Genomic DNA, 14,676 nt, shown 5'->3' with positions numbered 1-14,676 from the left:
ATGGTTGCTTTATGGAGAAAGCTCGATGCTAAAGAAACGGTTGTTTTGCCTATTATGGGCATTGATATTGATTGTCACGGTGGCTGCTTGCGGTCAGTCCAGGGAGGAGCCGGCAGTGAAAAACGAGGTCGAGAATATACCGGGCGCCGTTGGACCCGAAGCCACTGCCACGCCACCCCCGCCCCCAGGGGAGATGGTATGGGTATACCGCAGTAGTGGCAGTAAGCAGTGTGAAGGCGGCGGTATGACTTTGCCACAGAGTCTGGCTAAGTTACGGGGAAGCGGTGTAGCGGTGCAGGAGTCCCGTTGCGGCGTGCGTACCGACCGAATGTTTGCCTCGGTATGTGGCGCTCCCACAGGAGACATACTGATGCACCTGGTTGGCATGGATGCGCTAGACGCTGCCTTGGAGTTGGGGTACAACCCTGCCGAAAAGGTGCAATATCAGTTTTCGGCGTGCCGGGACAATAGTGCCTAGGAACGCCGATTGATCGCTGAAGAGGGCGGGTGTGAATATTTCCCAGGCAGCGCAGAGCTCGGGCCTTAGTGCCAAAGCCCTGCGTCATTACGAGAGTATTGGTTTAGTGGTGCCATCCCGTGCGGTCAATGGATACCGCAACTACAGCCCTGCTGATGTGGAGGCCCTGTGCTTTGTGAGCCATTCACGGGCCTGCGGCTTTGCCACAGGGGAGGTTCGGGCTCTGTTGGAATTGCGAGATAATCCGGACCGTCGCAGTTGGGAGACCAAGGCCCTGGTGAGTGACAAGCTGTCCCGGCTTGAAGAGCAGTTGCAAACCCTGCTGGGCATGCGCGCCACTCTGCAGACATTTGCCGACAGCTGTGCGGGTAATGAGTCCCCGGATTGCGCAATCCTGGAAAAACTATCTGGGCAGAAGGCCTAGTGCAGAATTTACCGCTATATCGGCCCCTATCTGACTGGAAGGACCCCCGCGCGCTGCGGTAGAATACGCGCCGATTTTTATTTTGTCCGGACACCGAGAATTCATGGAAATTAACCCCCTTCTCAATCAACTGAAAGACCTCGAAGAGCGCACCGACGTTCTTAGGGGGTACCTTTGACTATGCCAGCAAGAAAGAACGACTGACTGAAGTCGAGCTGGAACTGGCGGAGCCGAGCGTCTGGGATGACCCCAGTCGTGCACAGGAATTGGGGCGCGAGCGCTCTTCGCTGGAAACTGTTGTCACCACCATTGAAAACCTCGATGCCGGCATCTCTGATTGTCGCGAGCTGCTGGAGATGGCGGTAGAGGAAAATGATGAGGACTCCGTTGAAGAAGTCTCCACAGAGATAGAGGGGCTCCAGCAGCAATTGGGAGTTCTGGAGTTCCGCCGCATGTTCTCCGGCGAGACCGATGAAAACAATGCTTACTTGGATATCCAAGCGGGCTCCGGTGGCACCGAGGCCCAGGACTGGGCGGAAATGATATTGCGCATGTACCTGCGCTGGGGTGAATCTCGCGGCTTTAAAACCACCTTAGAAGAGGTCTCTGCGGGTGAGGTCGCCGGTATTAAGAGTGCCACAGTGCATTTTTCCGGAGATTACGCCTTTGGCTGGTTGCGCACAGAGACAGGTGTGCATCGGCTGGTACGCAAATCGCCGTTTGATTCCGGTAATCGCCGTCACACCTCCTTCAGCTCGGTATTTGTCTCGCCGGAAATCGATGACAATATTGAAATTGATATCGATAAATCCCAGGTACGCGAAGATACCTACCGCGCCTCCGGCGCCGGCGGCCAGCACGTCAATAAAACCGACTCTGCAGTACGCTTGACCCACTTGGAAACCAATATTGTGGTGCAGTGCCAGAGTGAGCGCTCCCAACACCAAAACCGCGATAAGGCCTGGAAAATGTTGCGCGCAAAAATGTACGAGCAGGAAATGCTTAAACGCAACGCAGAGAAGCAGGCCATGGAAGATAGCAAGGCCGATATCGGCTGGGGCAGCCAAATCCGCTCCTACGTGTTGGACGACCAGCGTATCAAGGACCTGCGCACCAATGTCCAGACCAGCAACTGCCAGGCAGTACTGGATGGAGACCTAGACCAGTTTATCGAAGCCAGCCTCAAAGCCGGTCTCTGATTTAAAGTCTCCACTCCCACCGCGCCCTCCGTCTTCCGTTAACGGGATGGGGGGCAATATCAATCACAAAACTGATAGATCACCATGACTGATATCCAGCAAGACGAAAACAAACTGATCGCTGAGCGCCGCACCAAGCTTTCTGCTCTGCGCGAGAAGGGCAATGCTTTCCCCAACAGTTTTCGCCGCGAAAACCTCGCTGCCGACCTGCAAGCTGAGTTCGGCGATAAACAGAAAGAGGAGCTGGAGGAGCTGGGAAAACGGGCGTGTGTAGCGGGGCGTATCCTGGCGAAACGCGGCCCCTTTATGGTGATCCAGGATGTGTCTGACCGCATCCAGCTTTACGCCGATAAGGCAGTACAGAAAGATATTAAAGAACGCTTCGGTGCCTGGGATATCGGCGATATCGTCGGCGTTAAAGGCACCTTACACAAGTCTGGCAAGGGTGACCTCTACGTCAATTGTGAAGAGTATTCCCTGCTCACCAAAGCGCTGCGCCCGCTGCCGGAAAAATTCCACGGCATTGCCGACCAAGAACTGCGCTACCGCCAGCGCTACGTGGACCTGATCGCCACGCCGGAAGCGCGCGAAGTGTTCCGTATTCGCTCCAAAGTTATCGAGTACATCCGCGATTTCCTGAATGGCCAGCAGTTTATGGAAGTGGAAACGCCCATGCTGCAGGTTATCCCCGGCGGTGCCAGCGCGCGCCCGTTCGTGACGCACCACAACGCGCTGGATATCGATATGTATCTGCGTATCGCCCCCGAGCTGTACCTGAAACGCCTGGTCGTGGGTGGTTTTGAGCGGGTTTACGAAATTAACCGTAATTTCCGTAATGAAGGCCTGTCCACTCGTCACAACCCCGAGTTCACCATGCTTGAGTTCTACCAGGCGTACGCGGATTACAACGACCTGATGGATCTCACAGAGAAGATGCTGCGCGGTATCTGTGAGGACGTACTGGGCTCTACCGCCGTGGCATACCAGGACAGCAGTTACGACTTTTCCCAGCCATTTATTCGCCTGTCGGTGTTCGATTCCATTCTGCAGTACAACCCGGAACTGACTGCGGGTGATATCGACACGATCGAATCCGCCCGTGCCGTTGCAGAAAAGTTGGGTATACCGCTGAAAGACAGCTGGGGTCTGGGCAAGGTACAGATCGAGATCTTCGAGAAGACGGTAGAGCACCGCCTCGACCAGCCGACCTTTATCACCGAGTACCCGACCGAAGTCTCTCCGCTGGCGCGCCGCAACGATAATAATCCGTTTGTTACCGACCGTTTTGAATTCTTTGTCGGCGGCCGCGAGATTGCCAACGGTTTCTCCGAGCTGAATGACGCCGAAGACCAAGCTGAGCGCTTTAAGGCCCAGGTCGCTGAAAAAGATGCTGGTGATGACGAAGCCATGCACTACGACGCCGACTATATCCGCGCGCTGGAATACGGCCTGCCGCCCACCGCCGGTGAAGGTATCGGTATCGACCGCTTGGTAATGCTGTTTACCAACTCCCCATCTATTCGCGACGTGCTGCTGTTTCCGCATATGCGCCCTGAAGCGAACGACTAATTGTCTTGTGTTGCCGGGTAGTATTACCTGCCCGGCAACAACCTCCTTTTCAAATCTCTCCCCCTCCATCCTTTACTCACTGAAACATTGCCCAGGCCTATCTATCCTTATTGGATAATGCTCTTTAGAGCTTTCAGCCACTCGGTGTATACGGATATGAGAAGAGGGCAGCTGCAAAGAAAAAGTAGAGTGCTAATTACTGCGTTGGCGCTCTTAGTTTTCTCTTCCTGCAATCTCAGTGCACAGGCGACAGAAGCCCCTCCAGCTATCAGCCCGCCCGACGACTGGCGCTTCCTGGTCACCCCTTATCTTTTTCTTCCTCTTCGCACCCAGGGAACCTCGACCGTTGCCGGTACCGCCGTGGATGTGGACCTGAACCTGAGTAAGACCCTGGAATTACTCAATGTTGCTTTCTCTGCGCGCCTGGAAGCCTGGAAAGGGCGCTTTGGTCTGGTGGCAGATTTCTACTATGTGCATCTCAGGCTCGATAAAGGCGCCATCGTTAAACCGCCGAGAAACCCACAATTGGATATCGATATAGATATTGGTGTGGAAGTGGATACTCGGCAGGGCTGGATTAATGCCCTGGCAGGTTACCGGATTTTTGAAGGAAGCCTGGAGAAGAGTGGTCGCCGTTATTTCTTCGACGCCGGAGCAGGGCTGCGCTGGAATCGGTTAAAGCAAGAAGTAAAAGCGAGAGCCGGAATTAACGTTGGCCTAGGCTCGGAAATCAGAAATCGCCTCGGAGGTGAGCAGAGCTGGTGGGAACCCACCCTGGCAGCGCGCGGTGCCATTGAAATTAATGATTGCTTAACCTTCGCTGCGCGCAGCGAAGTGGGTGGCTTCGGCGCTGGCGGTAACGATTTACAATGGAATCTGTTGGCCGGATTTGACTGGCGTGTCTGGGATACCACCTCACTACGCTTTGGTTATCTGTATTACAGTATTGACTATTCCGATCGACTTTCTGATGGACGCTTTGCTTATGATATAACCCAGCACGGGCCTTATATTGCCGTGACTTGGCGGTGGTAGCTGGAATAGATTTTCCTTAATGGTTGCAGCCCTTAGCTTCGATCCCCACTAAAGATGTTTCATATAGGTGACCGAAATGGTTTCGAGATTTCGGCCATCGTGACCGTTATTTCTAAAGGTAAGAAGATCTAACAGGCGGTTGAAAAACGCTCGCATAGATGCTGGTTTTGGCAGAATATCCAGAAGGTGAACTCTGGATATTCTACGATATTCTTTCATGGAAAGGTGGCATCTTCTGTAATATTACGCAGCCGATATGCGTCTAGCTCCATTTTCTGAAAGTCTACATAGTGCACCAAGTTACTTTGAACCTGGGAGCTCTTGGCATATGGGGCGGGTTGAGGGAGTCTGCCAGTAAAAAGGGGCTGTTTTCTATAATTTTTAAGTTTCTTTTCATTTTCTTATCTCACAGATAAGGGCGTAAATCTGGCTATTTTCCAGTGGTTGTCAGATTGGATAATTTCAATATGGGCACGGGTCTTTTGCGGCCTTTGCTCGAAGTGTCCCCAGCTTTGATCCTCTATTACGGCTTGCCAGCTTGTGATCAAGCGAAAACCTTTATTTCCATTCAGGTTGATTTGACTGGAGTATTCCACTCTGAGATTAGTGATTGCGCTGACCGAGCCCAAGCTTCCGGTAGTGGTTTTAGGTTGGTAGATTTGTGTCAAGTTGGAATAGGTGTTGTCGAATCCATCCATGAAAATTAGATTCTTTAATTTTAACTCCAGGTCCACTGGCAAAGGCTCTTTAAATGCAGCAGCAATTTTCAACAACAATTGCTCAGTCACTTGGCCCAGATCACTTTTTTTCGCGGTTCCCGGAAGGTTTATCCGATACTCTTCAGGAAGGTTAAAGTACAATCCACTGGCTGAAATGATTATTGTGGTATAAATGATGGTCGAAGTTTTGCGACTTAGCTGTGAGTGCTTTGTGGAAAGCGTCAGTACGATTATCGTAATAATTAGAAACGAAAATAAGATAGCCATGGGTATTGCCAAGCTGGGAGTTTCTATCACGAGTGGATCACTGTTTGGTGGTCGATAATCGTATAGGTAATTATGCCATTGGATATCCGGGAAGGCGGGAATAACATGGGTCGGGAAGGGGCCGGCGGGGTCTTGGATCAAAGTGGGTACTGAGTTTATGCTGTCGGTAAAAATATTCCAGTCTACTGTAACACTTTGTGGGAGTTCTTTGATTGAAAATTTCTCTCGGTATCCAATCATCACTGAGCCCATTTCAATAGCTTCATCCTCAGATATTTGTGAATACCCGGAACCGTTGGTCTTGAGAAAGAGTGTTTCTACACTGTTTGGTAGTGAGCGGGCTTGATCTATGGTGGTTGGATTCCTGTTAAGTAAGTAGCTGCGGACCGTGTGATGTAGAAACTTTTTACGCTCCGGCGTTAACGGTTGCCAGGCATCGAAAGGGTGATTGGTCCATTCCATTAGATCCTTTGTTCGCATTAATACTTCGTGGCGTATCTGACGTGGCTCTACGTATAGGAAGGACATTAAGGGATGACGATTGTAGGGGCTGATTTTGGGGTTTTTAAAGTGTGTATTCCAGGGGTCTTTCCAGTCAATCATTATTGTCTCTGGTTGGGACAGGTAGTGGAATTCACTTACTGGCGTTTGCCCATGGTAACTGATAAAGCCAATCTTGGCGGATGCAAAACCATCTTTTCCCATAAGTGGCTTAATTTTTATTTCTTTTGTTTTTCCAATAGGGTACTGGAGCTGTGTTAAAAGAATCTTTTTATCAGCAGGGAAGCTGGGGATTTTCATTCCCGTACGAGGGTCGGTTTGCCCGGCAAAAGGGGATATTCTGGGTTTTCTCTGCGCTATTCGAATCGACACATTACTGGGCTTAATGCGGTGTTTGGCGGAATAAACCTGAAACCCACTGATCTGCTGTTTGTTGGCTGAACTTGCCAGCAGGTAAATGTCTGTTGTCTGCACGATTTCAGGCCAGAATAAATGTGCATCAGTTGCAGATATTTCGAATTTTATATGGAGGGTATTTTTCTGTATTTTAATTTCTGCAATATTGGCTGCTGTTTCAGCGCCACTTAAACTGATAGCGTCAGAGTTGCTTATTGATGAGGCTAGGGTAAGTAGTAAAACCAGAGTTGAGCTGATTAAGATTTTGCAGTTTAGTGGTGGAGGCGCGGATCTATCGGCCATAAGTAGGGTGTATGTTTTGTATTTAAGTAATAATTTACAGTTTAATGGGTTTCTGAGCCTTGTACCGAGAAAGTCATCATTCTGAACCACCTGGGTAGTATTTTTAAATGTCGGGTCCGAATAAATACATCCATTGCCCAATCCGAATGATAAGTTGAATGTTTAACAGATCCCGCCTGACTCAGTGACTCATTAATTAATGATAATTAAATGATTTGAAAGCTCATCCTTAATGGTGCTGGTGGGGATGGCCTGTTGGAGTAAATCGCCACATTGCTCAATGCAGGAGAGTAGTGCTTCGCCGGATTTCCCTCGTTTAATTTCTCGCACGAAGCTCTCTATAACTCTCTGCCAATTATCATTGGTAATGAGTTTGGAGATGCCGCGATCTGCCAATATTTCCACATAGTGTTCGGACTCTGACACGAATATCAGCAGGCCAAGCCGATCTTTAGTGCTATGCAAGTCTTGTTCGAGAAAATGTCGTCTAGCAAGATTCGAAGCACGCCAGAATTTTATTTTTTTCGGAACTAAATGCATGGTGATTGGCCGCCAGCGGAAGATAACAGCTAGCGCAATAAATAGAACCCACTGCAAAGTAATTACCTGTTGTAGATTCAGCCAAAAAGGTAAAAAATCAATTAATGGAGATAATAGCAGGGTTATGAATGCCGCCCAGAGAGTGGATATATACAGATAGTTATCCGCCTCGCGAGCGACTACTGCGATGACTTCCGCATCGGTGTGGGATTCCACCTCTTTGATAGCCTCGGCTACTTGGCGTTGATAAGTATTGGTGAGCATTACCATCCTCCCGATGCGCCTCCTCCGCCAAAACCACCCCCGCCACCGCTAAATCCTCCTCCTGCCCCCCCTCTAGAGATACCGCCGCCAAAACCACCGCCTCCGTAATAGCCACCATAGCGACCACGCTTGTAGATACGACCATTCACCGGTGATCCTAGTACGGCGCTGCCAAATAGGTGAAGCATGAATAACAGCAGCGCTATGCCAATCAAAAGTGAGATGCGCTGCTCTTGTTTGGTTTCTACGGGTTCTGCGACATATTCTTTTTTAGTGGCAGCGATGATTGAGTTCACGCCGGCATTAATTCCTCCGGAAAAATTTCCATTACGGAATTCCGGCAGTACTTTGGTTTGTATGATATTGGCTGCGAGGGCGTCGGTGAGGGCGCCTTCCAAGCCATATCCCACTTCGATACGGATTTTTTTTTCATTGGGCGCGATAACAAAAAGTACCCCATTATCCTTGTCTTTTTTCCCCAACTTCCATTGACGGGCCAGTTGGTTGGCATACTCCTCAATAGTGATACCCTGCAGCTCGGCTAGTGTTGCCACAACTAACTGGTGGCCACTGTCCCGTTCGTACTTCTGGATCAATTCGGTGAGCTGATAACGTTCGTCGGCTTTTAGTAATTTTGCTTGATCCACCACTGGGCCGGACAGTGGAGGAAACTGTACTTCAGCTGAACCCCCCCAGGTACAGAGCAGGGCGATCAGAGAGAGCATGGCAAGACTGGAGCGGTTCATTTTATTGTCGTCAGCGCCTGTCTATTGGAAGTTAACCTCGGGTGCTTTGTCGGCATCTTCGCTGGTGGCTTCAAAGGTGTCTCGCAGCGGCATATCTCGATAGAGCAGTGAGTGCCATATCTTGCCGGGAAAAGTTCGGATTTCCCGGTTGTAGCGTTGCACAGCCTGGATATAATCCCGGCGCGCGACACTGATGCGGTTTTCGGTACCCTCCAGCTGCGACTGTAATGTAAGGAAGTTCTGGTTTGCTTTTAAGTCGGGATAGCGTTCCACTACCAGCATCAGTCGAGACAGGGCACTGGACAGTTGACCCTGCGCCGCTGCGAACTGCTTGAGCTTGGCTGGATCGTTGAGAAGGTTGCCATCAACTTGCATAGAGTTGACTTTGGCCCTGGCCTCGGTGACAGCCTCCAGAGTTTCGCGCTCGTGGGAGGTGTAAGCTTTCACGGTTTGCACCAAATTGGGAACTAGGTCGGCGCGGCGCTGGTATTGGTTTTGTACCTGGGCCCAGGTGGCATTTACCTGCTCATCATAGGCTGGGATATTATTGACACCACAGCCGCTAAGGGTGAATACCAGTACCAGTAACAGGGCGCTCTGCCGGAGGGGCCGGCCCAAGAGGGGCGCAGAGGTCATGCGGAATATCCTTATTCTCACGCGAACCCATCAAGAATAGTCCGCCTGACTCCTAGCGCTGGAGAAGGCATCACCATGGAGCCAAAATGGCCCTAAAAGCAACAATCTTTAAAGCCAAATTGCAGATTTCCGATATGGATCGGGATTACTATGTCGAGCACACACTTACTCTGGCGCGGCATCCTTCGGAAACGGATGAGCGCATGATGGTGCGCCTTTTGGCATTTGCGCACAATGCATCCGATACACTGGAGTTCACTCGGGGGCTGTCTTCTGATGAAGAAGCAGATCTCTGGCAGAAGAGCCTCAGCGGTGAGATAGACCTTTGGATCGAAGTGGGGCTGCCCACCGAGGAGCGCATTCGCAAAGCCTGTAATCGATCGGAGCGAGTGCGAGTATACAGTTATGGACGGCGTGCTGCGCCAATCTGGTGGCAGAAACAAGAGAGTCAGTTAAAGCGTTTTGATAATCTTACCGTCTATTATTTAGCCGCCGATGCCACCGAGCAGCTGGCGGCCATGGCCGAGCGGAATATGGACCTGAGTGTCACTATTCAGGATGGTCATATCTGGTTGGCCGACGGCGACCACAACACGGAGATTACTCCGGAAATCTGGAAATAGGAGCAGATAAATTAATGCCTTCGTTTGATATTGTATCTGAAGTGGATAAACACCAACTCACCAATGCCGTGGATCAGGTGAACCGTACCGTAACCAATCGCTTTGACTTCAAAGGTGTCGATGCGGAAGTAGAGATGAGCGATTTCTCCCTGATCGTGCGCGCAGAGGCGGATATTCAGGTCGACCAGATGGTAGATATGCTGCGCAGTGCACTGGTTAAGTGTGATATCGATCCGCTCGCTATGGATGTGGGGGAGGCGGAGCAATCTGGCAAGCAGGTGAAAACGACAATCACCCTGAAAAACGGTCTTGACAAAGAACTGTCAAAAAAGATTGTTAAGCTGATCAAAGATGAAAAGCTCAAGGTGCAGGCCGCTATTCAGGGCGAGCAAGTGCGGGTTACCGGCAAGAAGCGCGATGACTTGCAACAGGTAATCGCCTTGCTCAGGGCAAAGGCGCTGGAGCAGCCATTGCAGTTCAATAATTTCCGCGATTAAGAGTTGTATTTCCAGTTGAATAAGATTTTTCTTTTTTGTTTTGCCGCCTTACTGTTGTCCCCAGTGGCGTTGGCTGTTGAGCTCGCGCCTGCTAAGTTGATGGCGAGTTATTGGGTGGATCACAGTGAGGGGCTGGATATCTCCGGGCTGAGTTTTTGTAACAATCAGTTGCTGGCGGTATCGGACAAAAATTCTGAAGAAATTTACCTGCTCAAACTGGATTCTGATAAGGCTGAATTGGTGCCATATCTGCAACTGGCTGATCTGGGTGCCCCAGAGCAGAACCCCGATAGCTGGTGGTTAGCCATTGTCGAATGGTTTAGGCCCGATGATGCTCTCGACTTTGAAGGTATCACCTGTGCAGGCGGCTCGATCTATGTAGTCAGTGAACATTACAACCGCATTATTCGCATTGGTCAGGGTGGTAAAGCGGAGTGGCACCAGTATTTGTGGTCCCCCGCTGCCAAGTTGCAGGGCTACTTGCAAAAGCCGAACGCCTCAAGCGAAGGGCTTGTAGCGGCCGGCGATGAGTTTTGGGTGGCTATGGAGCGAGAGCCTCGCGGTTTGCTGAGGTTGAGTGCAGCCGGCGAAGCAGAGGTGTTCCCGGTTCCTCTAGTGGGAGGGCTGGATTTCCGTCGCGATTCTAAAGACGTGGCAGGGCTGGACTACCACGATGGCGCCCTGTTTACTCTCGAACGCAATGCCTCTGCTGTGTGTCGCCGTACTCTGCCGAGCCTCGAGGCGGAATGGTGCCTTACATACCGCGCCATAGAAGAGTCCCCTGAGTATGTTTATCAGGAGACCCGCTATGGCAAAGGCGAGGGCCTGGCAGTCAGTGATGCAGGGATATTTGTGGTGCTCGACAACAATAATGTCGGTCGTGACCAGTCTCCAGAAGACAGGCGCGCACTGTTGCTGCACTTGGCTATGCCGGCGGACACCGACAAGCTCAACTGATGATTTCCTAAGAAAAATTGATCGCTAATTGTAGTCCGGCGTCAATCCAGTACCACCTGTAGCCTGCTAACCTGAATAGCGATACTCGCACCACAGAACAAGTATGTCAGTACCTGACTGATAGTGGGGGTCCTTTGCCGGTAACACTTAAGTGGACCGGCCTGGTGGGTTCCTGCGTCAAACCTCTTACCTCCAATTGCTCCCACGGCTATAAGTAACTTGAGGTTTCAACCGCAGTAACGCTGGACGTCATGTTTTTTAGCGGTGGGGCCAAAATGGCCGATAGTGATCAAGGCGACTATGCTTTGCTCCAGCGCGCTTTGGTGTATCTCATATTGCAGTCTGACACGCAAAGGGCAATGCGTTTACCCGTATTTACTTATCGTGCTGCGATTGCTTGGGCAGTCGAATCGAGACACGAGAACCGGATGGAAGCTTCAGGGTTTCAACGGATAAATAATGCCGCGATTAATTGGATTGGCCGTGATTAAGCGTTTTTTCTTGGGTGTTGCCGGTGCACTACTGTCATCCATAGGGGGGGCGGCTGAAATTATTCCTGCAAAAAAAGTCACGCATTACTGGGTGGCTGCCAGTGCGGGATTGAGTATCTCTGGGTTGAGTTTCTGCGCTGGTAACCTGCTGACGGTTTCCGATAAAGACTCAAAAGAGATTTATAAGATTGTGTTGGAGGGGCGGCGTGCTGAGCTAGAGACTTATGTGAAAATTTTGGGGCTAGCGGTCCCAAAGAAGGGCAGGCCTACGAATTTTTGGCAGTTTCTCCTGGATTTAACCCGGCCGGCAGCAGCAATGGATTTTGAAGCTATAAGCTGTGGAGATAATGCTATCTACATCTTGAGTGAACGCTACAACCGCATTGCTGAAGTGGATATGCAAGGCCGAGGCCGTTGGTTGGACGTTATGTGGTCACCCATTGCGAAGGCTCAGGGCTACCTGCAGGGGTACAATCTCTCTGGCGTCGGATTGGCAAAAGTTGGTGATAGTTTTTGGGTGGCTCTGGAGCGTGAGCCCCGAGGTCTGATAAAGCTCGGCCCTAAGGGGGAGATACAGATATTTACCCCCCCTTCAGTTTCAGAGCTGGACTTTCGTGGGGAGCCGGAAAACCTATCGGGCCTCGATTATTATGATGGAGCCTTGTTCACCCTGGAACCCAATGCCTACGCGGTGTGCCGAAGGGCTCTACCTAGTCTGAAAGCGGAGTGGTGCTTGGATTATAGGGAACATGAGAATTCGTCTGAGCTTGGGTATGAGGTAGCCCGGACTGGGGGCAAGGGCGACGGCTTGGTTGTCGGCGAGAAGGGTATTTTCATCGTGTTCGACAATGACAATATCAGTCGCATCCAAGACCCTCAGGACCGCCGTGCGCTTCTGCTGCAACTGGCTTTTCCTGAGGGGGCCCGGTAGGTGGTAATTGAGAAGTTACCGGCGTTACTGGAAGAGATACGCGCATGTCGTCTCTGCGAGGAGCAGCTCCCTCTAGGTCCCAACCCAGTCTTAGCTGCTGCGGAGTCGGCACGCCTATTGATAATCGGCCAGGCACCGGGTACCAAAGTCCATGCCACCGGGATTCCCTGGGATGACCCCTCAGGGGATCGACTGCGCAATTGGCTTTCGATTGATAGGGGCACTTTCTACGACGAATCCCAGATTGCCATTATCCCCATGGGCTTTTGCTATCCCGGTCGAGGCAAGGGGGGCGACCTGCCGCCACGCCCGGAGTGTGCCGCCACTTGGCACCAGCGCCTGTTGGCGCAACTTCCCAATTTGCAACTGACGCTGTTGGTGGGACAATACGCCCAGCGCCACTACCTACCACACTGGTATGGCAGCATTACTGAGAACGTACGCCACTACCGCGACGTTATGCCAGCCGGGTACTTTCCCCTACCGCATCCCAGTCCGCGCAATACCTTATGGCTGCGCCGCAGGCCCTGGTTTGAGCAAGAGATGGTGCCCGAATTGCAACAACACGTTAAAAAGATACTGAAGGTTTAATAATGCCGGTTCCGGACAAAATTAAGATTCATCCAACCTGGTACGATGTCTTGGCTGAGGAATTTGACCAGCCCTATATGGCGCAGTTACGTCAGTTTTTAAAGGGAGAGAAGGTTGCGGGTAAGAAGATATATCCACCCAGCGGACAGATTTTTAATGCTTTTAATTCCACACCGTTTGACCAAGTAAAAGTCGTTATCCTAGGACAGGACCCATACCATGGCATGGGTCAGGCTCATGGACTGTGTTTTTCCGTCATGCCTGGTGTACGCGTTCCGCCGTCCCTGCAAAATATTTATAAAGAATTGCATACCGATATGGGTATCCCCCCTGCTCACCACGGTTGTTTGCAGCCATGGGCTGAGCAGGGCGTACTGTTGCTCAATGCGACTCTCACGGTAGAAGATAGCAAGGCCGGTGCGCACCAGAAGCGAGGCTGGGAACAATTTACCGATACGGCCATCCACAAATTGGCGGAACAGCGGGAGGGGCTAGTATTTGTCCTCTGGGGCAGTTACGCACAGAAGAAGGGTGGTTTTATTGACCGTAACAAGCACCGGGTATTGCGCGCCCCACACCCGTCGCCTCTATCTGCCCACCGTGGGTTCTTCGGCACCCGTCCTTTCTCCCAAGCCAATCACTGGCTACAGCAGCGCGGAGAAAAGCCAATAGAGTGGGCCCTACCAGAAGCAGGTCAGTTGCAGAGGGTTGCGGTGGAGGTTTAAAGAATTCAGGTCTAGGGGTAAGCTTCTCCCCTGGGCTTATTTCTATACTGAGGAGGAGGAAAGCGAAATTATACTTCCGTATGCCCGCCAGTTACTTTCTCAAGAGGCAATCGTGCCCCTGTTTAACGGCACGTTAAATCTACCCAATGAATACGCAGATCATTCTGCGCCATTGTGACATCTTTGTATTTCTTTTTAGTTTGAATTGTTAGAAGCTAGCGGAGAAATTAAAACAATCTGTGTTTTGGGTTTTGAGATGGTGGTGGGTGGGCAAGCTGGCCTATATTTATCAATTTGAAAAGAGTGTGAGATATCATGAAAATGATGACCTGTAAGCAGTTGGGAGGAGCTTGTGATTTGGAATTTCGCGCAAGTAATTTCGAGGAAATCGCAGAACTTAGCAAGAAGCATGGAATAGAAATGTACCAAAAGAATGATGCCCAACACGTTCAAGCGATGAAAAAAATGCAAAGCCTAATGAAAGACCCTGAGGCGATGCAGCTTTGGTTTAAATCCAAAAAAGCTGAGTTTGAGGCTTTTCCGGACGGTAATTAGTTGGGTTTCAGTACCAGGGCTGTCCCATATGAATCGGCGTAAAAACGAACAAAATAGACCTAGACTAGCCATCTTTTTTGAAGCATAGAGTGTTTTTTAGACAAAATGGATAGCGTTAGCCTTTTACATCACTTTGACGACATGGACGATCCTCGAGTTGATCGGCGCAAGTTGCACGCCCTGCCCGATATTTTACTTATCATGTTTTGCGGTGTCATTTGTGGTGCGG

18 protein-coding genes are annotated in these 14,676 nt (G+C 50.8%); 14 read left to right on the top strand and 4 right to left on the bottom strand.

All coding sequences use genetic code 11. The features are described 5' to 3' along the window. Window positions 1-25: 25 nt before the first annotated feature. The 5 genes from MO867_RS06120 (at window position 26) to MO867_RS06100 (ending at window position 4,705) form a co-directional block, all read left to right on the top strand. Window positions 26-478 carry a hypothetical protein gene (locus tag MO867_RS06120; RefSeq protein ID WP_252465363.1) on the top strand — a complete coding sequence of 151 codons (453 nt, stop codon included), beginning with the start codon at window positions 26-28 and terminating at the stop codon, window positions 476-478. 31 nt (window positions 479-509) lie between these two features. Then, the gene (locus MO867_RS06115; RefSeq protein ID WP_252465362.1) at window positions 510-902 is read left to right on the top strand and encodes a MerR family transcriptional regulator; all 393 of its coding nucleotides are present in this window, start codon (window positions 510-512) and stop codon (window positions 900-902) included. Between the two features lie 103 nt (window positions 903-1,005). After that, a protein-coding gene (prfB, locus tag MO867_RS06110) for a peptide chain release factor 2 (RefSeq protein ID WP_252465361.1) occupies window positions 1,006-2,101 on the top strand; the annotation gives its coding sequence in 2 pieces (ribosomal slippage) (window positions 1,006-1,077 and window positions 1,079-2,101; 1,095 coding nt in all). Between the two features lie 84 nt (window positions 2,102-2,185). Continuing rightward, window positions 2,186-3,670, top strand: coding sequence for a lysine--tRNA ligase (gene lysS, locus MO867_RS06105; RefSeq protein WP_252465360.1), 1,485 nt, complete (start codon window positions 2,186-2,188; stop codon window positions 3,668-3,670). Between the two features lie 156 nt (window positions 3,671-3,826). Next, window positions 3,827-4,705, top strand: a complete 879-nt coding sequence (locus MO867_RS06100; RefSeq protein ID WP_252465359.1) for an outer membrane protein — start codon at window positions 3,827-3,829, stop codon at window positions 4,703-4,705. 401 nt (window positions 4,706-5,106) lie between these two features. On the opposite strand, the gene MO867_RS06095 is transcribed toward MO867_RS06100, so the two are convergent. The 4 genes from MO867_RS06095 to MO867_RS06080 all read right to left on the bottom strand — a co-directional run bounded on the left by MO867_RS06095 (window position 5,107) and on the right by MO867_RS06080 (window position 9,077). Then, window positions 5,107-6,666: a hypothetical protein gene (locus MO867_RS06095; protein WP_252465358.1), complete on the bottom strand. Its 1,560-nt coding sequence runs from the start codon at window positions 6,664-6,666 to the stop codon at window positions 5,107-5,109. 417 nt (window positions 6,667-7,083) lie between these two features. Next, window positions 7,084-7,695 carry a TPM domain-containing protein gene (locus MO867_RS06090; RefSeq protein WP_252465357.1) on the bottom strand — a complete coding sequence of 204 codons (612 nt, stop codon included), beginning with the start codon at window positions 7,693-7,695 and terminating at the stop codon, window positions 7,084-7,086. Then, window positions 7,695-8,441 (bottom strand): TPM domain-containing protein, encoded by a 747-nt coding sequence (locus tag MO867_RS06085; protein WP_252465356.1) that lies wholly within the window; start codon window positions 8,439-8,441, stop codon window positions 7,695-7,697. The genes MO867_RS06090 and MO867_RS06085 overlap by 1 nt, the downstream gene beginning before the upstream one ends. 21 nt (window positions 8,442-8,462) lie before the next feature. Then, entirely contained in the window at window positions 8,463-9,077 is a 615-nt protein-coding gene (locus MO867_RS06080) for a LemA family protein (protein ID WP_252465355.1), read from the bottom strand. Window positions 9,078-9,163: 86 nt separating this feature from the next. Here MO867_RS06080 and MO867_RS06075 point away from each other — a divergent pair, with 86 nt between their 5' ends. From MO867_RS06075 to MO867_RS23935, 9 genes are all read left to right on the top strand, one after another. After that, on the top strand, window positions 9,164-9,700 hold the full coding sequence (locus tag MO867_RS06075; RefSeq protein ID WP_252465354.1) for a YaeQ family protein: 537 nt from the start codon (window positions 9,164-9,166) through the stop codon (window positions 9,698-9,700). Between the two features lie 14 nt (window positions 9,701-9,714). Beyond that, complete coding sequence (locus MO867_RS06070; protein ID WP_252465353.1) at window positions 9,715-10,197, top strand: YajQ family cyclic di-GMP-binding protein; 483 nt, start codon at window positions 9,715-9,717, stop codon at window positions 10,195-10,197. 15 nt (window positions 10,198-10,212) lie between these two features. Then, entirely contained in the window at window positions 10,213-11,154 is a 942-nt protein-coding gene (locus MO867_RS06065; protein ID WP_252465352.1) for an esterase-like activity of phytase family protein, read from the top strand. A 275-nt stretch (window positions 11,155-11,429) separates the two neighbouring features. Further along, entirely contained in the window at window positions 11,430-11,645 is a 216-nt protein-coding gene (locus MO867_RS06060) for a hypothetical protein (RefSeq protein ID WP_252465351.1), read from the top strand. Then, window positions 11,614-12,576, top strand: coding sequence for an SdiA-regulated/phytase-like domain-containing protein (locus MO867_RS06055; protein WP_252465350.1), 963 nt, complete (start codon window positions 11,614-11,616; stop codon window positions 12,574-12,576). Before MO867_RS06060 ends, MO867_RS06055 begins: the two co-directional genes overlap by 32 nt. Continuing rightward, window positions 12,577-13,167, top strand: a complete 591-nt coding sequence (locus MO867_RS06050) for a uracil-DNA glycosylase family protein (RefSeq protein WP_252465349.1) — start codon at window positions 12,577-12,579, stop codon at window positions 13,165-13,167. 2 nt (window positions 13,168-13,169) lie between these two features. Then, window positions 13,170-13,892 (top strand): uracil-DNA glycosylase, encoded by a 723-nt coding sequence (gene ung, locus MO867_RS06045; RefSeq protein WP_252465348.1) that lies wholly within the window; start codon window positions 13,170-13,172, stop codon window positions 13,890-13,892. Window positions 13,893-14,207: 315 nt separating this feature from the next. Continuing rightward, window positions 14,208-14,447: a DUF1059 domain-containing protein gene (locus MO867_RS06040; RefSeq protein ID WP_252465347.1), complete on the top strand. Its 240-nt coding sequence runs from the start codon at window positions 14,208-14,210 to the stop codon at window positions 14,445-14,447. A gap of 105 nt (window positions 14,448-14,552) precedes the next feature. Beyond that, a partial coding sequence (locus tag MO867_RS23935) for a transposase family protein (protein ID WP_373565872.1) occupies window positions 14,553-14,676 on the top strand: 124 nt, incomplete at its 3' end.

The organism is Microbulbifer okhotskensis, assembly GCF_023895975.1.
GTDB lineage: Bacteria > Pseudomonadota > Gammaproteobacteria > Pseudomonadales > Cellvibrionaceae > Microbulbifer > Microbulbifer okhotskensis.
Note: the sequence above shows the minus strand (reverse complement) of the source record. Positions and strands in the feature narration are given on the sequence as shown.